This is a genomic window from Aeribacillus sp. FSL K6-2848, from assembly GCF_038004325.1.
Taxonomy (GTDB): Bacteria; Bacillota; Bacilli; order Bacillales; family Aeribacillaceae; genus Aeribacillus; species Aeribacillus composti.
The window spans coordinates 3,004,803-3,029,286 of the sequence record NZ_JBBOQQ010000001.1 but is presented as its reverse complement, the minus strand read 5'-3'; the positions used below and the strand labels follow the sequence as shown (position 1 = coordinate 3,029,286).

General features: G+C 39.3%; 28 protein-coding genes and 1 other annotated feature (1 of these 29 running past the window's edge). Of the genes, 24 read left to right on the top strand and 4 right to left on the bottom strand.

Features of this window, described 5'->3' with window-relative positions; all coding sequences use genetic code 11:
- Positions 1-205, top strand: a binding site (T-box leader); it begins 2 nt to the left of the window's first position.
- Positions 206-277: 72 nt separating this feature from the next.
- From alaS to NSS70_RS14590, 13 genes are all read left to right on the top strand, one after another.
- The gene (gene alaS, locus NSS70_RS14650) at positions 278-2,914 is read left to right on the top strand and encodes an alanine--tRNA ligase (protein WP_339193149.1); all 2,637 of its coding nucleotides are present in this window, start codon (positions 278-280) and stop codon (positions 2,912-2,914) included.
- A 71-nt stretch (positions 2,915-2,985) separates the two neighbouring features.
- A complete protein-coding gene (locus NSS70_RS14645) occupies positions 2,986-3,252 on the top strand; it encodes an IreB family regulatory phosphoprotein (protein WP_063387994.1) in 267 nt (88 codons plus the stop codon).
- Position 3,253: 1 nt separating this feature from the next.
- Entirely contained in the window at positions 3,254-3,670 is a 417-nt protein-coding gene (ruvX, locus tag NSS70_RS14640) for a Holliday junction resolvase RuvX (protein WP_063387995.1), read from the top strand.
- A gap of 15 nt (positions 3,671-3,685) precedes the next feature.
- Positions 3,686-3,964, top strand: a complete 279-nt coding sequence (locus tag NSS70_RS14635; RefSeq protein WP_063387996.1) for a DUF1292 domain-containing protein — start codon at positions 3,686-3,688, stop codon at positions 3,962-3,964.
- A 142-nt stretch (positions 3,965-4,106) separates the two neighbouring features.
- The gene (gene mltG, locus NSS70_RS14630; RefSeq protein ID WP_340881842.1) at positions 4,107-5,237 is read left to right on the top strand and encodes an endolytic transglycosylase MltG; all 1,131 of its coding nucleotides are present in this window, start codon (positions 4,107-4,109) and stop codon (positions 5,235-5,237) included.
- Positions 5,238-5,357: 120 nt separating this feature from the next.
- Positions 5,358-6,008 (top strand): O-methyltransferase, encoded by a 651-nt coding sequence (locus NSS70_RS14625; RefSeq protein WP_063387998.1) that lies wholly within the window; start codon positions 5,358-5,360, stop codon positions 6,006-6,008.
- The gene (locus tag NSS70_RS14620; RefSeq protein WP_063387999.1) at positions 6,005-6,934 is read left to right on the top strand and encodes a peptidase U32 family protein; all 930 of its coding nucleotides are present in this window, start codon (positions 6,005-6,007) and stop codon (positions 6,932-6,934) included. The genes NSS70_RS14625 and NSS70_RS14620 overlap by 4 nt, the downstream gene beginning before the upstream one ends.
- Positions 6,935-6,958: 24 nt before the next feature.
- Positions 6,959-8,230, top strand: a complete 1,272-nt coding sequence (locus tag NSS70_RS14615) for a peptidase U32 family protein (protein ID WP_066250540.1) — start codon at positions 6,959-6,961, stop codon at positions 8,228-8,230.
- Positions 8,231-8,425: 195 nt separating this feature from the next.
- Entirely contained in the window at positions 8,426-8,902 is a 477-nt protein-coding gene (gene greA / locus NSS70_RS14610) for a transcription elongation factor GreA (protein WP_063388001.1), read from the top strand.
- Positions 8,903-8,971: 69 nt separating this feature from the next.
- Positions 8,972-10,729, top strand: a complete 1,758-nt coding sequence (locus NSS70_RS14605; protein ID WP_340805775.1) for a peptidoglycan D,D-transpeptidase FtsI family protein — start codon at positions 8,972-8,974, stop codon at positions 10,727-10,729.
- A 53-nt stretch (positions 10,730-10,782) separates the two neighbouring features.
- On the top strand, positions 10,783-11,451 hold the full coding sequence (locus NSS70_RS14600) for a YrrS family protein (protein ID WP_340881841.1): 669 nt from the start codon (positions 10,783-10,785) through the stop codon (positions 11,449-11,451).
- Between the two features lie 109 nt (positions 11,452-11,560).
- Positions 11,561-12,256 carry a 5'-methylthioadenosine/S-adenosylhomocysteine nucleosidase gene (mtnN, locus tag NSS70_RS14595; RefSeq protein WP_063388168.1) on the top strand — a complete coding sequence of 232 codons (696 nt, stop codon included), beginning with the start codon at positions 11,561-11,563 and terminating at the stop codon, positions 12,254-12,256.
- A 90-nt stretch (positions 12,257-12,346) separates the two neighbouring features.
- A complete protein-coding gene (locus NSS70_RS14590) occupies positions 12,347-12,580 on the top strand; it encodes a YrhC family protein (protein ID WP_063388004.1) in 234 nt (77 codons plus the stop codon).
- 460 nt (positions 12,581-13,040) lie between these two features.
- On the opposite strand, the gene sigK is transcribed toward NSS70_RS14590, so the two are convergent.
- Complete coding sequence (gene sigK / locus NSS70_RS14585) at positions 13,041-13,760, bottom strand: RNA polymerase sporulation sigma factor SigK (protein ID WP_063388005.1); 720 nt, start codon at positions 13,758-13,760, stop codon at positions 13,041-13,043.
- Between the two features lie 278 nt (positions 13,761-14,038).
- Positions 14,039-14,179, bottom strand: coding sequence for a sporulation histidine kinase inhibitor Sda (locus tag NSS70_RS14580; protein WP_063388169.1), 141 nt, complete (start codon positions 14,177-14,179; stop codon positions 14,039-14,041).
- Between the two features lie 316 nt (positions 14,180-14,495).
- Between NSS70_RS14580 and NSS70_RS14575 the strand changes: the two genes are divergently transcribed.
- From NSS70_RS14575 to NSS70_RS14540, 8 genes are read left to right on the top strand one after another with little or no spacing between them, the layout of a single operon-like run.
- Positions 14,496-15,011 carry a YqeG family HAD IIIA-type phosphatase gene (locus NSS70_RS14575; RefSeq protein WP_063388006.1) on the top strand — a complete coding sequence of 172 codons (516 nt, stop codon included), beginning with the start codon at positions 14,496-14,498 and terminating at the stop codon, positions 15,009-15,011.
- On the top strand, positions 15,011-16,117 hold the full coding sequence (gene yqeH / locus NSS70_RS14570) for a ribosome biogenesis GTPase YqeH (RefSeq protein WP_429653210.1): 1,107 nt from the start codon (positions 15,011-15,013) through the stop codon (positions 16,115-16,117). Before NSS70_RS14575 ends, yqeH begins: the two co-directional genes overlap by 1 nt.
- 26 nt (positions 16,118-16,143) lie before the next feature.
- Positions 16,144-16,989: a shikimate dehydrogenase gene (gene aroE, locus NSS70_RS14565; RefSeq protein WP_327848035.1), complete on the top strand. Its 846-nt coding sequence runs from the start codon at positions 16,144-16,146 to the stop codon at positions 16,987-16,989.
- On the top strand, positions 16,986-17,282 hold the full coding sequence (gene yhbY, locus NSS70_RS14560) for a ribosome assembly RNA-binding protein YhbY (RefSeq protein WP_063388009.1): 297 nt from the start codon (positions 16,986-16,988) through the stop codon (positions 17,280-17,282). The genes aroE and yhbY overlap by 4 nt, the downstream gene beginning before the upstream one ends.
- A gap of 22 nt (positions 17,283-17,304) precedes the next feature.
- On the top strand, positions 17,305-17,874 hold the full coding sequence (locus tag NSS70_RS14555) for a nicotinate-nucleotide adenylyltransferase (RefSeq protein ID WP_066250550.1): 570 nt from the start codon (positions 17,305-17,307) through the stop codon (positions 17,872-17,874).
- Positions 17,864-18,424, top strand: a complete 561-nt coding sequence (yqeK, locus tag NSS70_RS14550) for a bis(5'-nucleosyl)-tetraphosphatase (symmetrical) YqeK (RefSeq protein WP_339196888.1) — start codon at positions 17,864-17,866, stop codon at positions 18,422-18,424. Before NSS70_RS14555 ends, yqeK begins: the two co-directional genes overlap by 11 nt.
- A 13-nt stretch (positions 18,425-18,437) precedes the next feature.
- Positions 18,438-18,791 carry a ribosome silencing factor gene (gene rsfS / locus NSS70_RS14545; protein ID WP_063388012.1) on the top strand — a complete coding sequence of 118 codons (354 nt, stop codon included), beginning with the start codon at positions 18,438-18,440 and terminating at the stop codon, positions 18,789-18,791.
- A complete protein-coding gene (locus NSS70_RS14540) occupies positions 18,779-19,528 on the top strand; it encodes a class I SAM-dependent DNA methyltransferase (protein ID WP_235600443.1) in 750 nt (249 codons plus the stop codon). Before rsfS ends, NSS70_RS14540 begins: the two co-directional genes overlap by 13 nt.
- A gap of 72 nt (positions 19,529-19,600) precedes the next feature.
- Here NSS70_RS14540 and comER read toward each other — a convergent pair whose 3' ends face one another.
- The gene (gene comER, locus NSS70_RS14535; RefSeq protein WP_340881839.1) at positions 19,601-20,425 is read right to left on the bottom strand and encodes a late competence protein ComER; all 825 of its coding nucleotides are present in this window, start codon (positions 20,423-20,425) and stop codon (positions 19,601-19,603) included.
- 95 nt (positions 20,426-20,520) lie between these two features.
- On the opposite strand from comER, the gene NSS70_RS14530 reads away from it, so the two are divergent.
- The 3 genes from NSS70_RS14530 to NSS70_RS14520 are packed head-to-tail and all read left to right on the top strand — an operon-like array spanning position 20,521 to position 24,139.
- Positions 20,521-21,210 carry a helix-hairpin-helix domain-containing protein gene (locus tag NSS70_RS14530; RefSeq protein ID WP_339210144.1) on the top strand — a complete coding sequence of 230 codons (690 nt, stop codon included), beginning with the start codon at positions 20,521-20,523 and terminating at the stop codon, positions 21,208-21,210.
- Positions 21,211-21,243: 33 nt separating this feature from the next.
- Entirely contained in the window at positions 21,244-21,804 is a 561-nt protein-coding gene (locus tag NSS70_RS14525) for a ComE operon protein 2 (protein ID WP_063388016.1), read from the top strand.
- Between the two features lie 25 nt (positions 21,805-21,829).
- Complete coding sequence (locus NSS70_RS14520) at positions 21,830-24,139, top strand: DNA internalization-related competence protein ComEC/Rec2 (RefSeq protein ID WP_339210140.1); 2,310 nt, start codon at positions 21,830-21,832, stop codon at positions 24,137-24,139.
- Between the two features lie 100 nt (positions 24,140-24,239).
- On the opposite strand, the gene NSS70_RS14515 is transcribed toward NSS70_RS14520, so the two are convergent.
- Positions 24,240-24,371 (bottom strand): YqzM family protein, encoded by a 132-nt coding sequence (locus tag NSS70_RS14515; protein WP_065095531.1) that lies wholly within the window; start codon positions 24,369-24,371, stop codon positions 24,240-24,242.
- Positions 24,372-24,484: the final 113 nt, after the last annotated feature.

The following is a 24,484-nucleotide window of genomic DNA, read 5'->3' as shown; positions in this document are numbered from 1 at the left end:
GAAAGCGATGACGAATCGAGTATGTTGCAGTCCATCTTAAAAGAGAGGGGCTTCCGAGGCTGAAAGAAGCTCTAGATGAAGGGCAACAGAACGCTAATTCTGAGTGCAGGCAAAACCTGACGAAAATGCCACGTTACGGCAAATGAAGGTGATGAGCAATTGGCTCATAATCAGGGTGGTACCGCGAGTAACTCTCGTCCCTGTGTAAATCAGAGCATTTACATAGGCGAGAGTTTTTATTTTGCGAGAAAAATGAAGACATTTTAGGAGGAATGCCATGAAAAAGCTCACTTCAGCACAAGTTCGTCAAATGTTTTTAGATTTTTTTAAGGAAAAAGGACATTCGGTTGAACCGAGCGCTTCTTTAATTCCGGTTGATGATCCGTCACTATTGTGGATCAACAGCGGTGTCGCAACATTGAAAAAATATTTTGACGGAAGGGTTGTTCCTGAAAATCCGAGAATTACTAACGCACAAAAATCAATCCGAACAAACGATATTGAAAATGTCGGAAAAACAGCACGCCATCATACATTTTTCGAAATGCTCGGAAATTTCTCAATCGGCGACTATTTTAAAGAAGAGGCGATTGAATGGGCATGGGAATTTTTAACAAGCGAAAAATGGATTGGCTTCGACCCAAATAGATTATCAGTTACTATTCATCCGGAAGATGAAGAGGCGTATGACATTTGGAAAAATAAAATCGGGTTGCCGGAAGAACGAATTATCCGTTTGGAAGGGAATTTCTGGGATATTGGTGAAGGGCCAAGCGGACCAAATACTGAAATATTTTATGATCGTGGAGAAGAATTTGGAAACGATCCAAATGATCCGGAACTTTATCCCGGTGGTGAAAACGAACGCTATTTGGAAGTTTGGAATCTTGTTTTTTCTCAATTTAATCATAATCCTGATGGAACTTACACTCCGCTTCCAAAAAAGAATATTGATACAGGCATGGGCTTAGAGCGAATGGTTTCTGTCATTCAAAATGCGCCGACCAACTTTGACACAGATCTCTTTTTACCGATCATTCAAGCTACCGAAAAGATTTCGGGGGAAGCTTATCGAACCGACAAAGAGAAAGATGTCGCTTTTAAAGTGATTGCCGACCATATCCGCACGGTTACATTTGCTGTTGCAGACGGTGCGCTACCTTCTAATGAAGGCAGAGGGTATGTACTTCGCCGTCTTATCCGCAGAGCGGTTCGGTATGCAAAAACGATCAACATAGACCGCCCGTTTATGTATGAATTAGTTCCGGTTGTAGCGGAAATTATGAACGATTACTATCCGGAAGTAAAAGAAAAAGCATCCTTTGTTCAAAAGGTAATTAAAAATGAGGAAGAGCGTTTCCATGAGACTCTCCATGAAGGGCTTGCCATTTTAGCGGATGTAATCAAAAAGCAGAAAGGACAGGGTAGCCGAATAATTCCAGGCGAAGATGTGTTTCGGCTTTACGACACATACGGTTTTCCAGTGGAATTGACGGAGGAATACGCACAAGATGAAGGCATGGAGCTGGATTATGAAGGCTTTGAACGAGAAATGGAGCATCAAAAAGAACGTGCAAGAAAAGCCAGACAGGATGTCGACTCGATGCAAGTGCAAAGCGGAATTCTTGTGGAATTAAAAGAGGAAAGCAAATTTGTCGGCTACAATACCCTGGAAGCAAATGCACGGGTGCTTGTGATCATAAAAGATGGGGAATTAGTCGATCAAGCCGAGAGCGGGGAAGAGGTCCAAATTATATTGGACGAGACGCCTTTTTATGCTGAAAGCGGAGGTCAAATTGCTGACAAAGGAATCATCAAAAATGATGATGTGGTCTTAAACGTAAAAGATGTGCAAAAAGCGCCGAACGGCCAACACTTGCACCGGGCTGTCATCGAAAAAGGCGTTTTGACAAAAGGAGCAGCAGTTTACGCTTCCGTTTGTGCAGAGTCTAGAAAATCCATCGTGAAAAATCATACAGCGACACATTTGCTGCACCAAGCGCTGAAGGACGTGCTGGGCGTACATGTCAACCAAGCTGGATCGCTTGTTGCTTCCGACCGTCTCCGTTTTGACTTTTCACATTTTGGACAAGTTTCAACAGAAGAGCTGGAAGAAATTGAACGAATTGTAAATGAGAAAATTTGGGAAAGCATTCCAGTCTCTATCGAGCACATGCCTCTTGACGAAGCGAAAGCGATGGGCGCGATGGCTTTATTTGGAGAAAAATACGGAAAAATTGTTCGCGTTGTTCAAGTAGGCGATTATTCGCTTGAGCTTTGCGGCGGATGCCATGTAACAAATACAGCGGAAATCGGACTGTTTAAGATTGTTTCCGAAACTGGAATTGGTGCAGGAACCCGCCGAATTGAAGCGGTGACAGGAAAAGAAGCGTACCGGTTTATGAATGAACAATATTTATTGTTAAAGGAAATTGGGGCAAAACTGAAAGCGAATGTAAAAAATCTGCCGGAGAGAATTGACAGTCTGCAGCAAGAAATAAAAGAACTACAGCGGGAAAACGAATCTCTTACGATGAAGCTTAGCAATCTGGAAGCGGGGAACATCGCTGAAAAAGCGGTAACGATCAACGGTGTAACAGTTCTTGCGGAAAAAGTTCAAGTGAAAGATATGAACAGATTGCGCGGCATGGTCGATGAACTGAAGCAAAAGCTCGGCTCGGCTATTGTTGTGCTAGCAACGGTATCAGACGGAAAAGTAAATTTAGCAGCCGGCATCACAAAAGACTTAGTTGACAAAGGGTTCCATGCTGGAAAATTAATTAAGGAAATTGCAAGCCGCTGTGGAGGCGGCGGCGGCGGAAGACCTGACATGGCTCAAGCGGGAGGAAAAAATCCTGAACGGTTAGCTGAAGCTCTTCGTTTTGTCGAAGACTGGGTGAAATCCGTTTCATAAATTCCATTCATAGTGTAAAATGGATGTAGACAAGCAGATTCGCTTTTTAGTCTAGGAAAGAGGTGCAAAAATTGAGTTCCTTCGATAAAACGATGAAGTTTAATTTTTCAGAAGAACCTGTTGAGACAAATGTCAAGGAAGTTCTAAGTGCCGTATACAATGCACTGGAAGAAAAGGGTTATAATCCGATCAATCAAATCGTCGGCTATTTGTTGTCCGGAGATCCTGCTTACATTCCTAGACATAACGGCGCACGCAATCTGATTAGAAAAATTGAACGAGATGAATTAATTGAAGAGCTTGTAAAATTTTATTTGAAAAACAACCGTGAGGAATAAAATGCGAATCATTGGGTTAGACTTAGGTTCAAAAACATTAGGAGTTGCGGTAAGCGATGAGCTGGGATGGACTGCTCAAGGTGTGGAAACGATCAGCATAAATGAAGATGAAGGCGAGTTCGGGATTCAAAGACTCTCTGAACTGATAAAGAAATACGAGGTAGAAAAAATAGTAGTCGGGTATCCGAAAAATATGAACGGCACCGTTGGACCAAGGGGAGAAGCAAGCGAGCGCTTTGCCGCGCTTTTGAAGGAGCAGTTTCAGCTTCCGGTCATTTTATGGGATGAGCGCCTTTCGACGATGGAAGCCGAAAGATTTCTCATTGAGGCGGATGTAAGCCGGCGAAAAAGACGGCAAGTCATTGATAAAATGGCTGCGGTGATTATTTTGCAAAGTTATTTGGACAGTCAACAATAAATTGAGGTGAAATAAGTGGAAGGTGAAAAACATATTACCGTTATTGATGAAAACGGTAATGAACAACTATACGAAATTTTGTTTACGTTTAATTCGGACGAATTTGACAAATCTTACGTTCTTTATTATCCGATCGGCATCGATGATGAGGAAGACGAAGATGGAATAGAAATTCATGCAGCAAGCTACATTCCCAATGAAGACGGTGAAGGTGGAAAGCTGGAGCCTGTGGAAACCGATGAAGAATGGGAAATGATCGAGGCCGTTTTAAATACATTTTTAGAAGAGGAATAAGCACCGTTTTGCGGTGCTTTTTTTGTTGAGGTGATTTACATCCAAATGAAAAAAACAATTTCTTCCTATAAAAAAATGGAGATTTTTGACGAATAAATGCGTGTATGTAGTATAATAATCGGGACGGAAGGAGGATGAATTGATGGCGGATTCGGATTCGAATAAGGAATTTTTGGATAAGAAACTCCAAGAAAAACTGCATATAGCGAAAATTGTTCGAAAAACTGTGTTAACTGTCCTGATTGCCTTTGTTGTTATATTTGCTGGAGTGATTGGCGGCGGGTATTTATATGTGCGATCTGCATTAAAGCCTGTTGATCCGGATAATAAGGAACCTGTAAAGGTACAAATTCCGATTGGATCTTCCGTATCGCAAATTGCTTCTATTTTAGAAAAAAATGACATCATTAAAAGTGCGATCGTGTTTAAATATTACGTGAAATTTAAAAATGAATCAGGGTTTCAAGCAGGAAATTATCAATTTAATCAATCGATGACGATTCAAGAAATCGTTGAACGCTTAAAAAAAGGCGAATTAATGGGAGAAGCAGCTATTAAATTGACGATCCCGGAAGGATTGCAACTATCAGAAATTGCTGACATCATCGCCAAACATACTCCCTATTCAAAAAAAGAAATTATGAACCAATTAACAAACCAACAGTTTATCAAACAAATGCAAAAAAAGTATCCTAATACAATAACAGATGACATTTTCAACAGACGTATAAAATATGCATTGGAAGGATATTTGTATCCGGCTACTTATTCGTTTTATGAGGAATCTCCTCCTTTGTCGGAAATCATTGAAACAATGATTAAAAAGACAGATGAAATGCTTGTTCCTTATAGAAACAAAATGAAAGAGCTGAGTCTTTCCACTCATCAATTTTTAACATTAGCGTCTTTAGTGGAGGAGGAAGCGACGGAAAAAGCCAACAGGGAAAAAATAGCCAGCGTTTTTTACAATCGTTTAGAAAAGAACATGCCTCTCCAGACAGATCCAACCGTTTTATATTCATTAGGAAAGCATAAGGAGCGCGTATACTATAAAGATTTAGAAGTCAATTCTCCCTATAACACATATAAAAATAAAGGACTTCCGCCGGGGCCGATTGCCAATGCTGGCAAGCAGTCACTAGATGCTGTAGCAAATCCTGCCGATACAAACTATTTTTATTTTCTCGCAACGAAAGAAGGGGAAGTTATATTTACGAAGACGTTGGATGAGCATAACAAAGAAAAAGCTAAGCATATTACGGAAAAGGATTAAAGGTTTGCGATTCGCATTCCTTTTTCTTTTATGTTAAAATATATCGAGCTAAAAAAACAAACTTGAAGAGTTCGAACAGAACTCTTCTTTGATTAAGGGAGTTTTTTAGGAGTGTCCATTTTGTCAAACAAAAAAATCGAGGAATATTTAGCAAATTTTTCTACTAACAAAGATGAAAAATTAGTTCAATTAGAAGCATATGCAAAAGAGCAGAAGGTGCCGATTATGGAAGAGCGGGCGCTGTCTGTCATGCTTCATATTTTAAAGCTCCATCAGCCGAACAAAATATTGGAAATTGGGGCGGCGATCGGCTATTCGGCGATTCGGATGGCAAAAGCGCTGCCGAACACAAAAATTGTAACGATTGAAATAGATCCTCATCGATTTGAACTAGCGGAACAAAATATTCGAGCTTGCGGTCTTGAAAATCAAATTACCATTTATCACGGTGATGCTCTAGAAATCGTACAGGAAGTCAAGCTTGACGGCCCGTTTGATGCGCTCTTTATCGATGCAAGCAAAGGGCAATATAAACGTTTTTTTCAAGCATATGAACCTTTGCTGTCAAAAAGAGCGGTCGTTTTTTCGGATAATGTTCTTTTTAAAGGACTAGTCGCTGAAGAAATGATAGAATCAAAAAGGTTAAAATCTTTAGCGAAGAAAATTAAAGAATATAATGAATGGCTAATGAATCAGTCCGAATGGGATACCGTTATTATTCCGATAGGCGACGGATTAGCCTTCAGTATAAAAAGGGGTGAAGGGGAATGAAAAAACCCGAACTGCTCGTCACACCTGTAAATGTCAAAAATATTGAGAGCCTTTGCAAAGCTGGCGCAGATGCTTTTATCATCGGCGAACAGCGTTATGGCTTAAGGCTTGCAGGGGAATTTCATCGAAAAGATGTATTAGATGCGATTGACCTTGCCCATCAATATGGAAAAAAAGTATACGTTGCAATGAATGCAATTTTTCATAATGATAAAGTAGACGAGCTTGCAGATTATGTAAAATTTGTTCATAATGCGAAGGCAGATGCGATTGTATTCGGTGATCCAGCTGTGTTAATGACTGTTAGGGAAGTTGCTCCGGAGATGAAGCTCCATTGGAATACGGAAACAACCGCGACCAACTGGTATGCATGCAACTATTGGGGAAGGAAAGGCGCCAAGCGTGCAGTACTAGCTCGGGAGTTAAGCATGGAAGCTGTCATTGAAACGAAAGAGCATGCAGAAGTGGAAATAGAAGTCCAAGTCCACGGAATGACGTGCATGTTTCAGTCCAAAAGATCTCTTATCGGCAATTATTTTGAATATCGTGGGAAAGCGATGGAAATTCACAATTATAAATACGGCAAAAATATGTTTTTGCATGATAAAGAGAGAAATAACAAATATCCAATTTTTGAGGATGAAAATGGAACCCATATTATGAGTCCGAATGATATTTGCATCATTGACGAGCTGGAGGAACTGGTTGATGCAGGAATTGATTCTTTTAAAATAGATGGCGTGCTGAAAACTCCGGAATATATTGTAGAAGTGACGAAAAAGTATCGAAAGGCGATCGATTTATGCGCTGAGGATCGAGAGCAATATGAAAATGTTAAAGACAAGCTGTACGCTGAAATTGAGGAAATACAGCCGCCAAACCGCCCGTTGGATACAGGATTTTTCTTTAAAGAGACCGTTTATTAAAAAAACGTTAAAGGAGGAGTTCGCATGCCGGTTGTGAAAGATAAAATTTCAACAATTATCAACGGTAAAAGGGTCATAACGAAAAAACCTGAACTTCTTGCACCTGCCGGAAATTTGGAGAAATTAAAAATCGCCGTCATGTACGGTGCTGACGCCGTCTTCATTGGCGGACAAGAGTACGGCTTGCGTTCCAATGCCGATAATTTCTCCATTGAGGAAATTAAAGAAGGAGTTCAATTTGCTAATCAGTACGGGGCAAAAATATATGTGACGACAAACATTTATGCACATAATGAAAACATTCCTGGACTCGATCAATATTTAAAAGCGCTAGAAGACGCGGGAGTGGCAGGGGTCATTGTCGCAGATCCCCTCATTATTGAAACGTGCAGAAAGGTAGCTCCAAAATTGGAAGTCCACTTAAGCACTCAGCAATCCCTTTCGAATTGGAAAGCTGTCCAATTTTGGAAGGAGGAAGGTTTGGAGCGGGTCGTTCTAGCACGGGAAACGAGCGCTGAAGAAATTAGAGAAATAAAAGAAAAAGTAGATATTGAAATCGAAACGTTTATTCACGGTGCGATGTGCATTGCCTATTCAGGCCGCTGCACATTAAGCAATCATATGACAGCGCGAGATTCAAACAGAGGAGGATGCTGTCAGTCCTGCCGGTGGGATTATGATTTATATGAATATTATAAAGGCAAAGAAGTGCCTATGTTTGATGAGCAAGACTCTCCATTTGCAATGAGCGCTAAAGACTTAAAATTGGTTGAGTCGATTCCGAAAATGATTGAAATGGGGATCGACAGCTTGAAAATTGAAGGCCGCATGAAATCCATTCACTATGTTGCAACTGTTGTCAGTGTATATCGCAAAGTCATTGATGCATACTGCGCCGATCCCGATCATTTTGTCATGAAACAGGAATGGCTGGAAGAATTGGATAAATGCGCGAACAGAGAAACGGCTCCTGCCTTTTTTGAAGGAGTGCCTGGTTATCAAGAGCAATTATTTGGCACTCACAGCAAAAAAACAGCATACGACTTTGTCGGGCTTGTGCTTGACTGGAATCCAGAAACGAAAATGGTGACATTGCAGCAAAGAAACCATTTCAGACCTGGTGACGAAGTAGAATTTTTCGGTCCGCAAATTGACAATTTTCGCATTGTCATCGATAAAATTTGGGATGAAGATGGAAATGAATTGGATGCAGCAAGACATCCTTTGCAAATAATCCGCTTCAAGTGCGAGCATCCGCTATATCCGTATAATATGATGAGAAAAGAGACAAGATAGGGGAAGAATCTGGATTTTTTTATAAAAAAGCAAAACGTTTCTTGAACTGCCGATTATTTTGTAATAACATATCATAGATAAATATTTCCTTCTATAACTATGTTATAAAAGATTCTTTTCTGTCGAAAGAACGGCAGAAAAGTTCTTTCATTTTTTAGGAACCATTAGGGGGATATAAAGAAAAGGAGGACTATTATGGCGGAAGAAAAGGTATTTCCTATGACGAAAGCTGGGAAAGAAAAACTTGAACAAGAACTTGAGTATTTAAAAACGGTAAAGCGAAAAGAAGTTGTAGAACGAATAAAAGTGGCAAGATCATTTGGCGACCTATCAGAAAACTCTGAATATGATTCAGCAAAAGAAGAGCAAGCTTTTGTAGAAGGACGCATTACAACGCTCGAAAATATGATTCGCAATGCGAAAATTATTGAAGAAGACACAGAAAATAAAACAACTGTTTCACTTGGAAAATCTGTTACGTTTATTGAATTGCCTGATGGAGAAGAAGAAACTTATACAATTGTCGGAAGTGCAGAAGCAGATCCTTTCGAAGGGAAAATTTCCAATGATTCTCCGATGGCTAAAAGCCTGCTCGGCCGTCAAGTAGGGGAAGAAGTTGTAGTTCAGACGCCTGGCGGCGATATGACAGTCAAAATTGTACGTGTTGATTAATGTTGATAGCCTTTAATATAGTTTAAGATGTGCGCACCTCGTCGAAAATATAAGACGAGGTGTTTTTTTATGAATAAGCGAATAAAATATATAGGCGTCTTCATCATTTTGTTAATGGGTGTTCTCATATATAGACTTGCGCAAATTCAACTGCTTGAAACCGAGTCATTTTCAGAACAAGATGTCAATTTGATGAAAGAAAGCGTCAAACAGAGGACACAAGAAGTAATTATAGATGATGGGCGGGGTCGATTTATTGATCGTGAAAATAAACCTTTGAACGAAACATATTTGCCTACGCTCGTTTTATTTCCATTTCTGAAAAATTATCAATGGCCGATCGATCAATTGGCGGCAGCCATTTCTGTTCGCAAGGATGAAATCGAACAATTATTGAAAGGAACGAAAAATGAACCTATTTTGTTGAATAAAGAAAAAGGATTTCAACTTGATGAACAGGATATAAAAGCCATCAATAAGTTAAAAATTCCGGGAGTATTCGGCATCTTTATGAAAACAGAGCAATCAGACAATATTGCTTCCCATCTTATTGGGATGACAAGCGAAAATGAAACAGAATGGAAAAAAAGATACCCTGACAAAGAGATCACGTCATTAAGTCCTGAAGTAGGCGTGACTGGACTGGAGGAGGCGTTTGATGAATTTTTGCAGCCGGAAGATGCGTCAAGACTTTTATATCATGTTGATGGTCTCGGCAGGCCTCTTTTCGGCGTCAATGTAAAATATATTGCCGATTCCAATCCATTTTACCCAATTGCCGTTCAAACAACGATTGACAAACATTTGCAAGAAAAAGCTGAACAAATTTTAACAAAACATCAAATAAATGAAGGCGGCCTCGTTCTGTTAGACATTGAAAACAGCGAAGTAGTTGCAATGGCCTCCAAACCGGATCTGGACCGGAATGATCCAAAAACATATGAAAATAAAATACTTTCGGCAATGTTTCCTGGTTCTGTTTTTAAAACCGTTATCGCTGCAGCAGCGATCGACACAAACATGATCAAACCGGAAAGAACATTTAATTGTGACCGGAATGTCTACGGCCAAACAGAAAAAGAGGAAGAAAAGCGGGCTGGAACGCTTACGTTTGAAGAAAGCTTTGCGAAAAGCTGCAATTATGCGTTTGCTACGATAGGTCAGGAATTAATACAAAAAAAGAGCAATATAATTGAAGAATACGCAGAAAAGCTTGGCCTTCTCAGCTTCTCAGGCTGGTCGGGAAAAGTATACCATTACGATCAATTTAAACAATTTCCAAGGGAGCAAAGAGGAACGATTTGGGGAGATGACAGCGACAAAAAGTCAGCAAAGGCCATCGCACAAACCTCCATCGGACAAAAAAATGTAAAGGTTACTCCTCTAGCTGTCGCGAATATGATGGCTACAATTGCTCGCGGAGGAGAAAAAAGAGAAGTGAAAGTCGTGGATAAAATTTTATATAAAAACGGAGAAACGATGTATACATTCAAGAACCATTTGATGAAAGGAGAAAAAATTTCCCCTGCAACATCATCAAAATTAACGGATCTCCTGCTTCAAGTAGTCGCTCATCCTGATGGAACCGGCAGAGCGTTTCAAAGCTTGCCTGTTAAAGTAGCCGGCAAATCAGGCACTGCCGAAACGGGAACATTGAACGACAATGGAAAAAAATTATATCATAAATGGTTTGCCGGTTTTTTTCCTGCTGAACATCCGAAATATGCCTTAGTTGTTGTTGATATGAACAAAACGAGCGGTGGAGCAAAGACAAATGATGTTTTTTACGAAATGGTTGAACAGATTTATAATGTTAATGAAGAATAAAGTATGTTAAAATAATAACTCAAAGATTGGAGAAACAAAGGAGTTGACGGGGAATGGCGGGTTCTCGTTATGAAATTCGGGATAAAAAACGAAAAACGAATTTGATTTTAAATATTTTAATTGGAATTGTCGCCTTACTCATCCTCGTTATTGCTTCTCAGCTTTTTTTGGGAGGCGGTACTGAACAAGCGAATTCCAACAGTGAACAACAAAAAGAGCAATCAAGCTCATCTAAAAATATCGAAGAAGAGACAGTTGAACAATCTAACGATCAGCGGGAAGAAGAAAAAGCAGCTGAACGGAATGAAAGTAATGAAATTAAGGAGGAAGAGGACGAAAATACACAATCAGCAAATGAAGAAAAGGAATCGAGCGATGATCCTTTTGAAGGTGCAACAGTAACTGAAGGAGAAGCGGGTTCCGATGTTGAACAAATCATTGAAAATCCAAATTGGAAGCCGATCGGAACAGTCCAGACAGGTGAGCACGTTACGACTTATAAAAAGTCATCTGTAGATTGGAAGGAAATGGAAAAAGCATTAAGCTATGCAACAGGTGTTTCTCTTGAAAATATGCAGACCCTTTGGATCGGCAATAACGGAAGCCCGAATGATGCGAAAGGAACGATTCAAAACAAAGCAGACGGAAAAAAATATAGAGTATCCATTACATGGATAGACGGAGAGGGCTGGAAACCGACTAGAGTTGAAGTATTAAAATAGACTGAAAAACAAAAAAGACCCTCATGTGTAAAAAGCTGACTGTCAAACACTTGAGGGATCTTTTTTTATGATTTTTATAGCTATTCATGATAGAAAGGAATGTTGGAATATGAAAATTGCAATCATTGGTGCAATGGAAGAAGAAGTTCGCATCCTGCGCGAGAAATTGGATTGTACAAAAGAAGAGGAGATTGCAGGCTGCAGTTTTATGATTGGAAAATACAATCAAACTGATACGATTTTATTAAAATCAGGAATTGGAAAAGTGAATGCAGCCGTAAGCACCACTTTGCTGCTGGAGCGATATCAGCCGGATTATGTGATCAATACCGGCTCCGCCGGAGGATTTCATGAGTCTTTAAACGTAGGGGATGTTGTCATATCCACAGAGGTTCGCCATCATGATGTAGATGTGACGGCTTTTGGGTATGAATATGGTCAAGTTCCCGGGCTTCCTCCATCCTTTAAGGCCGATGAAAAACTGATTGAAATCGCTGAAAGAAAAGCAAAAGACATTTCAGGAATTCAGACGGTAAAAGGGGCGATCGCAACGGGGGATTCTTTTATGAACGACCCCGATAAAGTAGCTTTTGTCCGGTCTAAATTCAGCCATTTGTACGCTGTTGAGATGGAAGCTGCTGCTGTCGCGCAAGTGTGCTACAAATTTCAAACGCCTTTTGTCATCATCCGGGCGCTCTCAGATATCGCCGGAAAAGAGTCGAACATTTCTTTTGAACAATTTTTAGACAAAGCGGCTTTCAATTCATCGGAATTGGTTCTGAAAATGATTGAAGAACTAAGTTGAATGTAAATGGAAACTATTACAAGCCTATTAGCCCGAATCGATATGTTATTCTTTTATAATATAGAATAACTAATTCGATTAGGTGATATCATGGAGGAGAAAAAATTAAAAGAATTAATAGAAGACTATAAACATTTTGCTCTCGTTCTGCTAGCTGTCGGAACCTTTTTATACATCGGAATATGGATTCCTAATCATTCACCTCGGACCAATATACAAGAAATAATGCTAATCGGAACTTCAACGATGATGTTAGCCAGCTCTATTCTATTTTTTAAATTGTCATCGAAATATCAAAAAAAGCTTGATAAGTTGCAATCTTAATCATTTCTTGAAAAAGGGCTCCAAAAAGTCAGTATAGCTGACTCTTTTGAGCCCCTCTTTTTTGATAAAACATTAGGTGAATGAAGGCGGCATTGCTCTGTTTCATATGAAAACAGCAACTAGCGCTGCAATAAAGGCTGCCTTTTTACAGATTGAAAGCAGTTGTAATGGGCTCTCAACCGTAACGTTCGCATCCTGTCAAATCATGTTACCACCATTTTACGTCAAACAGCGGATTCGCTTTCTGCGATTTTTATTAATCGGTCAATTTTGAGATTCGTTTTTATATCTCGATTTGCGCCAATGCGCTGGAAAACCTGTAGCAAGGTTAATTTTGAGTTTTATGGGATGTCACATATCGGAAAGCCACTTTAAAATGAATTTTGCAGATATACGCGAGTAAATCATTCAGGAACTCTCGCAAATTTCGCACAAAATCTCGTTGAAAATGCTTTTCCTTTTATTCTTTTGACATCTTTTTTTCTTTTTCATTTCGGTAAAACTCATGAAACATTTTCATAAGTGCCCTTTTTTCGATTCTGGAAACATAACTTCTCGAAATGCCGAGCTCTTTTGCAATTTCACGCTGCGTTTTTTCCTGCTGCGTATTCAATCCAAACCGCCCGATAATGACTTCTTTTTCTCTTTCGTCTAGAATCGATAAATATTTCTTAATTTTTTCCAGCTCCATATTCAATTGAATCGTGTCGATAATATCTTCATTTTCTGATTTTAGCACATCTATTAAACTGATTTCGTTTCCTTCTTTATCTTGGCCAATAGGATCGTGTAGGGAAACATCTTTTTTTGTTTTTTTTAAGGAACGGAGATGCATTAAAATTTCATTTTCAATGCATCTTGCGGCATATGTAGCAAGCTTTGTCCCTTTGTTTTCGGAATAGCTTTCAATCGCTTTAATTAAACCAATTGTGCCGATGGATATGAGATCTTCCGAGTCTTCACCTGTATTTTCAAATTTTTTGACAATATGAGCGACAAGGCGCAAATTATGTTCAATTAATATATTTCTTGCTTCGTCATTTCCTTCGGCCATCAGGCGGAGATATTTTTTTTCTTCATTTGGGGAAAGCGGTTGAGGGAAAGCATTGTTTTTTACATATGAAACGAGAAAAACCAATTCTTTTATAAAATAGCTTAGTGCAGTCAAAATTCCAGACATGTTTTTCACCCCCGCATTACGTATTATTAAATTGTATGTGATTGCGGCTTTGTCCTTGTATGTCCTTCATGAAAAAGGGGAAAGAGTATGGAAAACAGCTGAGTTTTAGTTATAATGAGACAGTGAAGAAAAATGGATTGGTATCGGAGATCATCAGTTGAAAGGTATTAAGTCATTGTGGATTGACATCAACGATTATCTGTTAAAGGAGTTTAGCGGCTGTGGAACATGCAGCCATGCGCCGGGGGTAGGTTTTTAAGCAAAAAAAAAAGACACCGCTAAGACGATGCTTTTAATAAGTGAGAGAGCGAGCGGCGCTTTATTTCCAATTCTATTAATTCGATGAATTCTTTGCTAAGCCTCATTTCGGTTGCTTTATAGTAAGATTCAATTAAAAATTCGTCCGATAAATTTTTCATAGAAGCGATCATGTTATGGAGAAAGCACCTCCTTTATTTATTACCATAAATTTACCATGTTTTTTAATAGAGAACAACCGTTCTGTTATCCACAGCCTTCGGTGGAAAAGCTGTGGGTAGTTTGTTTATATACTTTACTAAAGATTGATATAAATAGGTGGATATTGTGTATAAAATTATCCACAGCTGTTGAATATGTTAAAAAATTGTCGAATTTTTTTGTGAAAACAATATTGTTTTGAAAGTAAACTCGAAATTCGGTATGATGAAAAATAGTTTAACAGTAGTCTATTTATTGAATTAAGAGGTGTTCAATTTGCTGAAAAGGTTTTTGCCCGGAGAATATGCGAAAAGCGTTTTTCATATTTATCCTCATTTTTTAAAGGAAAAAGGTATAAAAGGTATTATTACCGATTTAGATAATACTTTAGTAGAATGGGACAGGCCGAACGCAACTCCGAAATTGAAAAATTGGTTTGAAATGATGGAACAGAACGGGATTAAAGTGACAATTGTTTCAAATAATAACGAAAAACGCGTCCGTTCGTTTTCTGAACCGCTGAATATTCCGTTCATTTCGAAAGCGGGAAAACCCCGTGCAAAAGCGTTTAAAAAAGCAGCTGAGCAGATGGGGCTGAAAAAAGAAGAAGTTGTTGTGATCGGCGACCAGCTGCTGACAGATGTTCTCGGAGGGAATCTCTGCGGTTTTCATACGATTTTAGTTGTGCCTGTATCGTCTACTGACGGCTTTTGGACCCGGATCAACAGGAAAATTGAAAGGAAAATTTTAAAATTGTTAAAACAGAAAGGCATGCTGCATTGGGAGGAGTGATGAGTTTGGATGAGAAGGTTTGCGTCGGGTGCGGAGTAAAAATTCAAACGGAAGATCCATCTGAAATTGGATATGCTCCAAAAGCTGCTCTTGAGAAAGAACAGCCGATCTGCCAAAGGTGTTTTCGGCTGAAACATTATAACGAAATTCAAGATGTCTCGTTAACAAATGAGGACTTTTTAAAAATTTTGCACGGCATTGGCAATACGAAAGCTCTTGTTGTGAAGGTTGTCGACATTTTTGATTTTAACGGAAGCTGGATCAACGGCATACAGCGTTTTATCGGCTACAATCCAGTCATTTTAATCGGCAATAAAGCTGATCTCCTTCCAAAATCGGTGAAAAAAGAAAAGGTTATTCGTTGGATGAAGAGAGAAGCAAAAGAGTATGGATTAACGCCATTGGATGTGCTTTTAATCAGCTCAGAAAAGGGACATGGCATTAAAGAAGCGGCAGAGCAAATAGATCATTATCGCAACGGAGAAAACGTGTATGTTGTTGGATGTACAAATGTTGGGAAATCAACTTTTATTAATCGAATCTTGAAGGAGGTTACGGGAGAAGGGGATATCATTACAACTTCCCATTATCCCGGCACAACGCTCAATCTAATTGAAATTCCGTTAGATGACGGCGCAGTTTTATACGATACACCAGGCATTATCAATGATCATCAGATGGCGCACTTTATTGATAAGCGCGACCTAAAGCTTCTATCGCCGAAAAAAGAAATTAAGCCTAGAGTGTTCCAGTTAAATGAAAGGCAAACTTTATACTTCGGCGGATTGGCAAGACTGGATTATATAAAGGGAGGACGTTCCTCCATTGTGTGCTATATTCCGAACAGCATTGACATTCATCGAACAAAACTGGAGAAGGCGGATCATTTATATGCAACACATTTAGGGGAGCTTTTAACCCCTCCTAGTAAAGAAGCAGTCGAATCCTTTCCAGAACTTGTCCCGCACGAATTCACTATAAATGGAAAAAAGAAAGATATCGTGTTTTCAGGTCTTGGATGGGTAACGATCCACGATGGACCGAAAAGAGTTGTTGCTTATGCACCTAAAGATGTACATGTGGGCGTCCGTCATTCATTAATATAAAAACAAAAAGGTGGAGAGGATTTCAAATGGAGCAAGTTTACGGAGTAATAGGCGACCCGATCGGTCATTCGCTTTCCCCTCTCATTCATAACGATGCTTTCGATTACTTAAATATGAATGCCCGCTATCACGCATTTCAAGTAAAAGGGGAAGAGCTTGAACAAGCGGTAAAAGGGATGAAGGCTCTTGGCATAAAGGGGTTTAATGTAACGGTTCCACATAAAGTGTCAATCATTCCTTTTCTTGATGAATTGGATGAATCGGCTCAATTGCTTCACGCGGTAAATACAGTAAAAAACGAAGACGGGAGATTAATCGGTTTTAACACAGACGGATACGGATTTTACCTGTCATTGAAAGAGCATATTGACAATACCAATCCCCGAGATTTAAAAGTGCTGCTGATCGGGGCGGGCGGAGCCGCTCGGGCGATCTATACAACGCTGGCGAAAGAAGGCTTTGCGTTCATTGATATTGTAAACAGAACAGCAGAGCGGGCTCATCTGTTAAAGGAAAACTGCAGCTATGAGACAAAAGGAAACGTTTATTCATTCCAACAACTCGATCAAACGTCCAATGAATATGATGTCATCATTCAAACGACATCCATCGGGATGAAGCCAAATATCGAAGAAAAGCCGATTGAATTAACCGGACGCGTTCACGGCGGAACTGTCGTTGCTGATATCATTTATAATCCGCTGAAAACGATGTTATTAAAAGAGGCTGAAAAGCTGGGCCTTAAAGCTGTTGACGGAGTAGGAATGTTTGTTTATCAAGGGGCATGTGCGTTTCAAATATGGACGAATGTGGAACCTGATGTCAGTCGAATGAAAAAGCTCGTATATGAAAAATTAGGAGGAAAATCATGACTTTAACTGGAAAACAAAAACGTTTTTTACGCTCTCTTGCACATCATCTGAACCCGATTTTCCAAATTGGAAAGGGCGGAGTAAATTCAAATTTGCTTCAGCAGGTGAACGATTGTTTAGAAGCAAGAGAGCTCATAAAAGTGAACGTGCTGAAAAATTGTGATGAAGACAAAGCAGCAGTTGCTCAAGCACTTGTTGATGGGACAAATGCCCATCTCGTCCAAATCATCGGAAATGTCATTGTTTTATATAAAGAATCAAAAGAAAAAAAACAAATCATTTTGCCTGAATAAACGAACGGATGGTGCGGAAAAATTGGGTAAAATCGGAATTTTTGGGGGGACATTTGACCCGCCCCATAACGGACATTTATTAATGGCCAATGAGGTTCTTCATTCTCTTAATCTGGACAAAATATGGTTTATGCCGAACAATATTCCACCCCATAAACAAAAGGAGCCGGTGACAGAAACACACCACCGGGTAAATATGCTGAAAAGAGCAATTGAAGGAAATCCATTTTTTCAAGTCCAATTAATTGAACTTGAAAGAGAGGGTCCGTCTTTTACGTATGACACAGTGAAAATATTGAAAGAAAGATATCCAAACGAAGAATTTTATTTTATTATTGGATCAGATATGATTGAAAATTTGCCTCATTGGCATCGAATAGAGGAATTGATGGATATGGTGCAATTTGTCGGCGTGAAACGTAACGGATACTCGAATGAGAGCACATTTTTCGTAAAAGAGGTGGAAGTTCCTCAGTTTGATGTTTCCTCTACAATGATCAGAGAGCGATTGAAAAACGGACAAGCGGTGGACTATCTTCTGCCCAAAAAAGTTATTCAATATATAGGGGAGAATCGATTATATGGAACGTGAAAAAGCGTTAGCAGTTGTGGAAAAGGCGATAACGAAACAGCGTTATCAACATACTTTAGGCGTAATGGAGACAGCCATCAGTTTGGCAAAGCGGTACGGCGCCGATGTGAAAAAGACAGAATTAGCAGCTATTTTTCATGATTATGCCAAATTTCGGCCAAAAGATGAAATGAGAAAAATTATTATTGAACAAAATATGCCGAAGGACTTGCTGGAATATAATACAGAACTTTGGCATGCACCTGTTGGCGCCTATTTAGTCGAGAAGGAAGTCGGCATTTCTGATAAAGAAATTTTAGATGCGATCCGCTACCATACATCCGGAAGAGAAAACATGACTCTTCTTGAAAAAGTGATTTATTTAGCTGATTATATTGAACCGGGTAGAAGCTTCCCCGGAGTCGATGAAGTCAGGGAATTGGCACAAAAAGATTTAAATGAAGCGCTCGTTCAGTCGATATCCAATACGATTGCATTTTTAATGAAGAAAAAGCAGCCGATTTACCCTGAAACGTTTAAAACTTATAATGCGCTCGTAATGAAAAATTGAAGGAGTGAAGTGGATGAATTCGCGTGATATTCTAGCTTTAACTGTTAAAGCAGGCAGCGATAAAAAAGCAGAAGATATCGTAGTATTAAACATGCAAGGAATCTCTCTAATAGCTGATTATTTTATGATATGCCATGCGAATAACGAAAAAAATGTGCAAGCAATTGCCAGAGAAATGAAAGAGAAAGCAGAGGAAAACGGAATTCCCGTCAAGCGTCTCGAAGGGTTTGACGAGGCAAAATGGGTTCTCATTGATTTAGGAGATGTCGTTGCTCATGTTTTCCATAGGGATGAAAGAAGCTATTATAATTTAGAAAAATTATGGGGAGATGCTCCGCGCGAAGAAGTGAGCGAGTGGTTAGCTTGATTTATAAGCATTTTGCATCTGTGTACGACCGATTAATGAAAGATGTTCCTTATGATGAATGGGCGCAATTTTTGCATCAAGCGATTCAACGATATGGAAACGGCGGGAACCGGGTGCTAGATTTAGCTTGTGGAACAGGAGAAATATCGTATAGGATGGCTGAGCTTGGGTATGAGCTAACAGGTGTCGATCTCTCCGGAGAAATGCTCGCCGTTGCCCAGGAAAAGATGATGAAAAAAGGGTTTGATGCGCTCTTTATTGAACAAGATATGAGGGAGCTTAAAGGCTACAAGCCTTTTGATGCGGTGTTATTAAATTGCGATTCCATCAACTACTTGCTGAAGGAAGAGGATGTGGTCAAAACGTTTCAAGCCGTATACGACCACTTGAACCGAAACGGCTTATTTCTGTTTGATGCCCATTCTGTTCATAAAATGGAGAAAATATTTAAACATGCTGTATTCGCTGATAATGATGAGGATGTCAGCTATATTTGGAAATGCTTTGACGGTGAATATCCAAACAGTGTCATTCATGAATTAACCTTCTTTGTGAACAATGGAACGGATTATGTACGGTTGGATGAAGACCATTATCAAAGAACTTTTTCAATTTCTGAGTACCGACATATGTTGGAAAAGTGCGGCTTTACGATCGTTGACATAACGGATGGAATTTTTCAAAGCCCGGACATCGAGCAGGCGGAACGAATATTTTATATTGCGAAAAAAAGTTGAAACCATCGAATGTAATTTTTTTTCGATGGTTTTTTTCATTTTAGCAGGAATTTTCATGAGCCCTGCAGAATATTATTCATTGTCAAATTGATGCCTCACTTTTTGTAAATCTTCATCAAATTTTGCATGGGTGCTTTGAAATAAATGATGAAACATGTCGCCTAGTTCATTTTCAAGCACTTTAATCCCCTCTCCGGTAACTCCCCCTTTTACGTGCACTTTTTCCTGCAATGTCGGAAGCGTGTAATACCCGCTTTCAAGCAGCTTGCCTATGCCGATCATCATCTCGTTTGCTAATTGAACCGCATCCTCTTTCGAAATGTCTGTTTCCGCCGCAGCAGCTTCAATAAATTTTTGTAGCAAAAAGCTGAAAAAAGCCGGTCCGCAGCTGACGATATCAGATGCAACACGGGTAATGTTATTTCCTATTAAGATTGGCTTTGATATTTTTTCAAACATGGAAAGAATGATATTTCTTGTATGTTCGCTGCATCTATTTCCAAATGTCAGCAAAGCAGCTCCCGCTTTAGCCCTGTTTGTTATGCTTGGTATGACTCGGGCTACTTGGCATGGAACAGCCGATTCGATTTGCTCGACTGAAATCGGGCTCGTAATGGAAATTAAACATTGATGTTCTTGTAAACAAGTTTTCAGTTCCTTTAAAAGGGGGTGTATATCTAAAGGCTTAACGCATAGAAATATGAAATCGCTTTGATGAACGACCTCTATACTTGATGTACAAACATGTATTTCAGGATATTTCCGTTTGATGGCATATGCCTTTTGAATCGTTCTATTCGTTATAAACAACGATGAGGGTGTTGATACTTTTGCCTCGCAAAAAGCTTCAATGAGAATACGCCCCATATTGCCGGTTCCTATAAACCCTATTTTCACTTTTCACCCCTCCTTTTTTTAACATTGTTCTCCTACACGATATGTTCTGCTGCCTTATTTTATGAATGAATATTTAGAAAGGGGAATTCATGTGTATGAACCATTTCCTTTTTATAAAAAAGTATGGGGTTTTTTTGTTAATCATTTTCGCTGCCATTTTGTTTTTTATCATCAACAACTGGCGTGATTCAAACGAGATCGAAGTTTCCGATGAACCATTGCTGGAAACGGATGAACGAACGCCGATGCAAAAAAGCAGAGAAGATGATGACGAAGAAGAGAATGAGCACCGTAACGAACAGACGACGATGATTTATATTGATGTAAAGGGGGCAGTTCGTAAGCCTGGTGTTTATGAATTGCCGTCATCCAGCAGGGTGTTTGAAGCAATCGAAAAAGCTGGAGGAATGAATGACCAGGCAGACGGAAATCGTGTGAATCTGGCCAGAAAGCTAACAGACGGTATGGTTGTTTATGTGCCAAAGCTAGGCGAAAAAATTGACGAAAATGCTCTTATGGATGAAAGCGGCGCAAATGCTGATGCTTTACAAAGACCGCAAGAGAAAGAAAAAATCAATATTAATACGGCGACAAAGGAAGAGCTGCAAAAATTAACGGGAATCGGCCCTGCAAAAGCGGAAGCAATTATCGCACACCGTGAAGAAAACGGGCCGTTTCAAAAAGAAGAGGATTTACTGGAGGTTACCGGTATAGGAGAAAAAACGTTTGAAAAGATCAAAAATGAGATTAGCGTTGACGAACATGAAGACTTGTCGATAAACTGAAAAAGAATGTTTACAAAATTCGGAGGGGTAAAAGTGGATCGAATTTCTTGGAATCATTATTTCATGGCGCAAAGCCATTTGCTTGCGCTGAGAAGCACATGTACAAGACTTGCTGTCGGTGCTACGATTGTCCGCGATAAACGGATTATTGCGGGGGGATATAACGGCTCGATCGCAGGAGGAGTCCACTGTATTGATGAAGGCTGCTATGTGATTGATAACCATTGTGTTCGAACGATCCATGCGGAGATGAATGCGATATTGCAATGCGCCAAATTTGGAGTGGCAACAGCAGGAGCGGAAATTTACGTCACGCATTTTCCATGCTTAGCTTGCACAAAAGCGATTATTCAAGCGGGTATTCAAAGTGTATATTATGCAAAAGATTACAAAAATCATCCATATGCAATGGAATTATTTGAACAAGCAGGTGTTCATATAGAAAAAGTCGCATTCGATGAAACGACTTTGGATTTAAAAAATGAAGAAAAGCGCGAATATGTTGAGCAGCTTTTAAATGCTTTAAAACATCTCGGCGTATCAGAAACGGACTTGAAAAAATGGAATGAACAAGCCCGTCAACTTTTCGGCTGATCTAATCGAAAAGGAGGTTATTTTTTTGAGAGGCCAGTGGGCATATGTCGCGATTTCCGCATTGTTGGCGATTGTTTCCGCTACCTCTTTTCCTTCCCTTCTTCCTTTTTTCATTTTTGCTGCACTTCTTTTTTTCTTATGGCTTCAACATAAAAGGAAATTAGCTTTCATCGTTGCTTGCTCGTTTTTGTTCATGCTTCCATATTTTCATTGGTATGATCAACAAAATAAAACAAATTATCACGAAGGCATGTTATCAGCAAAAGGAAAGGTAATCTCCTCTCCTGAAATCGACGGGGATCTGATGACATTTGCGGTCGAGACGAATCAGGGAGAAAAGCTGACGGCCCGTTATACATTGAAAACAAAACAAGAGATGAAAAATACAAATAATATACGGCCAGGTGATATATGCAATTTTTCAGGAAAGCTTGAAAAACCGAAAAATAACACAAATGAAAATGCGTTTAATTATAAGCGCTATTTGTATTTTCAGCAAATTCACTGGCTGTATAAGCTCGACAAAATCGGGCATTGTACATATAAGCCGTCATGGAAAGATCATTTGGAAAATTACCGGCAAAAAATGATTGAATGGATTCATCATAAATTTCCAGAAAAAACAGCCGGCTTCGTCCTTGCTTTGACGGTAGGCTATCAGAACAATATTCCAGAAGAAGATCTTGCCGCTTATCGAAAGCTAGGGATTGTTCATATTCTTTCGATTTCAGGTCTTCACGTAAGCATATTAATCGCCTCACTTTACTTCTTCCTTTTGCGGCTGGGCATTTCAAAAGAACAAACCATTATGATTTTGATTTGCTTCCTCCCCTTTTATGCATTGTTAACAGGAGGAGCTCCGCCTGTCGTCCGCGCCTCTCTTATGGCAGCACTGATCATGGGAGGAACACTTTTTAAACAAAATATGCCCCTTTCTGATTCAATCTCATTCAGCTTTCTTCTCATGACATTTCTTGACCCGTATGAAGTTTTTCATCTTGGATTTCAGCTTTCTTACGCAGTCACATTTTCACTAATTTTATCAAGACAAATCTTTCAAAAATGCAGGAATTCATTGCAATTGTTGGCAGCAGTTTCATTTGTTGCCCAAACTGCTTCACTGCCGATTATATGCTACTATTTTTATCAATTTTCTCTATTGAGCTTTATCATGAATATTATGTTTGTGCCGCTATACACGTTCTTTTTGCTGCCGCTTACCATGATCACTCTCATTTTAACCGTAATTTCTTCTTCCATCGGTTCAATATTTGTTTCCCTTCTTCACACTTCTTTTACTTTGTCGTCCAAAACAGCATTATTTTTCAGTAATTTGCCTTTTTTCATGATAACAACTGGAAAACCGACTGTTTATTTATTTTTGCTGCAATGCGTCATTTTTATTGCTGTTTTCTTTCAAATGGAGCATAAGCCGATGAAAAAATGGGGAAAACCGATATTGTGCAGCAGCTTGCTCACTGCATTGCTTTTGATAGCAGGAAAAATGACCATGCCGGGAGAAGTAACAGTTCTTGATGTCGGACAAGGAGACAGCATTTTTATTAGAGAGCCCGGCTTAGGTAACAGTTATTTAATTGATACAGGAGGAATGGCTGTATTTGAAAAAGAAAGCTGGCAGATGCGAAAAAAACCGTTTTCCATCGCATTGGACGTCCTGATCCCTTATTTTCAGTCGAAAGGGGTAGAGGAAATTGAAATTTTGTTTTTAACTCATGGAGACTATGACCATATCGGCGAGTCATTAACCTTAATCAAACAATTTCGAGTAAACAAATTGGTTATTCCAAAATATTTTTCCAGAGAAGAGCTTGAAAAGCAAATAGTAAAAGAAGCGAAAAATCGAGGAATTGAAATATTTGAATTAGAAGCAGGAGATCGGATCACAGGCAGAACAGCTTTCCACGTTCTCTCTCCTTTCACAAAATCGGATTCTAAAAATAATGATTCTCTCGTCCTAATGGCAAAAATAGGCGGGTTGCGCTGGCTGTTTACCGGAGATCTTGAAGAAAGTGGAGAGCGGCACATGATTAAACAATATCCAAAAATGACTGCGGATGTGGTCAAAATCGGGCATCATGGAAGCAGAACTTCGACTAGCGATATATTTTTACAAACAATTGATCCGAAGATCGGGGTCATTTCAGCAGGAAGAAACAATCGTTTCGGACATCCTCATCAAGAAGTATTGAATCGATTAAAAAAACAAAACGTATCCATTTTTCGTACAGATCAACTGGGTGCTGTCCAATACAAATATCGAAAGTCTCAAGGAACCTTTTTATTCTACCCGCCATACGATACATTAACAAAATAGGGCAGTTTTGACAGCTTGAAAATGGAGAGATGATTGGACGGCTGGGTCCGGATTGTACAAGGAGCAAAAAGAAAGAGACTGCCGTTTGCAGCCTCTCTCTTTACGAGCCGATCAATTTAATCGCTGTTGCAATGATAAACAATGTGGCAAAAAAGCCAAAAGAAACAATAAAACCGACGGCAGAATCAACAGCATCATTACGTTTGCTTACATTTTGTTCAAATTCGTTCATCTATACCCCTCCTCATCGTCATAAGTAGTATAAGCGATTTCAGCAAAAAAATCTACATTCTTAAAAATGATTCATGTCAGTAGCGTTGCATAAAAAAATTTAATGTTTGTCAA

Coding starts and splice junctions, on each gene's coding strand:
- alaS (WP_339193149.1), top strand. CDS start 278: ATGAAAAAGCTCACTTCAGCACAAGTTCGTCAAATGTTTTTAGATTTT.
- ruvX (WP_063387995.1), top strand. CDS start 3,254: ATGCGAATCATTGGGTTAGACTTAGGTTCAAAAACATTAGGAGTTGCG.
- mltG (WP_340881842.1), top strand. CDS start 4,107: ATGGCGGATTCGGATTCGAATAAGGAATTTTTGGATAAGAAACTCCAA.
- NSS70_RS14620 (WP_063387999.1), top strand. CDS start 6,005: ATGAAAAAACCCGAACTGCTCGTCACACCTGTAAATGTCAAAAATATT.
- NSS70_RS14615 (WP_066250540.1), top strand. CDS start 6,959: ATGCCGGTTGTGAAAGATAAAATTTCAACAATTATCAACGGTAAAAGG.
- greA (WP_063388001.1), top strand. CDS start 8,426: ATGGCGGAAGAAAAGGTATTTCCTATGACGAAAGCTGGGAAAGAAAAA.
- NSS70_RS14605 (WP_340805775.1), top strand. CDS start 8,972: ATGAATAAGCGAATAAAATATATAGGCGTCTTCATCATTTTGTTAATG.
- NSS70_RS14600 (WP_340881841.1), top strand. CDS start 10,783: ATGGCGGGTTCTCGTTATGAAATTCGGGATAAAAAACGAAAAACGAAT.
- mtnN (WP_063388168.1), top strand. CDS start 11,561: ATGAAAATTGCAATCATTGGTGCAATGGAAGAAGAAGTTCGCATCCTG.
- NSS70_RS14590 (WP_063388004.1), top strand. CDS start 12,347: ATGGAGGAGAAAAAATTAAAAGAATTAATAGAAGACTATAAACATTTT.
- sigK (WP_063388005.1), bottom strand. CDS start 13,760: ATGTCTGGAATTTTGACTGCACTAAGCTATTTTATAAAAGAATTGGTT.
- NSS70_RS14580 (WP_063388169.1), bottom strand. CDS start 14,179: ATGAAAAATTTATCGGACGAATTTTTAATTGAATCTTACTATAAAGCA.
- yqeH (WP_429653210.1), top strand. CDS start 15,011: ATGAGTTTGGATGAGAAGGTTTGCGTCGGGTGCGGAGTAAAAATTCAA.
- aroE (WP_327848035.1), top strand. CDS start 16,144: ATGGAGCAAGTTTACGGAGTAATAGGCGACCCGATCGGTCATTCGCTT.
- yhbY (WP_063388009.1), top strand. CDS start 16,986: ATGACTTTAACTGGAAAACAAAAACGTTTTTTACGCTCTCTTGCACAT.
- yqeK (WP_339196888.1), top strand. CDS start 17,864: ATGGAACGTGAAAAAGCGTTAGCAGTTGTGGAAAAGGCGATAACGAAA.
- rsfS (WP_063388012.1), top strand. CDS start 18,438: ATGAATTCGCGTGATATTCTAGCTTTAACTGTTAAAGCAGGCAGCGAT.
- NSS70_RS14530 (WP_339210144.1), top strand. CDS start 20,521: ATGAACCATTTCCTTTTTATAAAAAAGTATGGGGTTTTTTTGTTAATC.
- NSS70_RS14515 (WP_065095531.1), bottom strand. CDS start 24,371: ATGAACGAATTTGAACAAAATGTAAGCAAACGTAATGATGCTGTTGAT.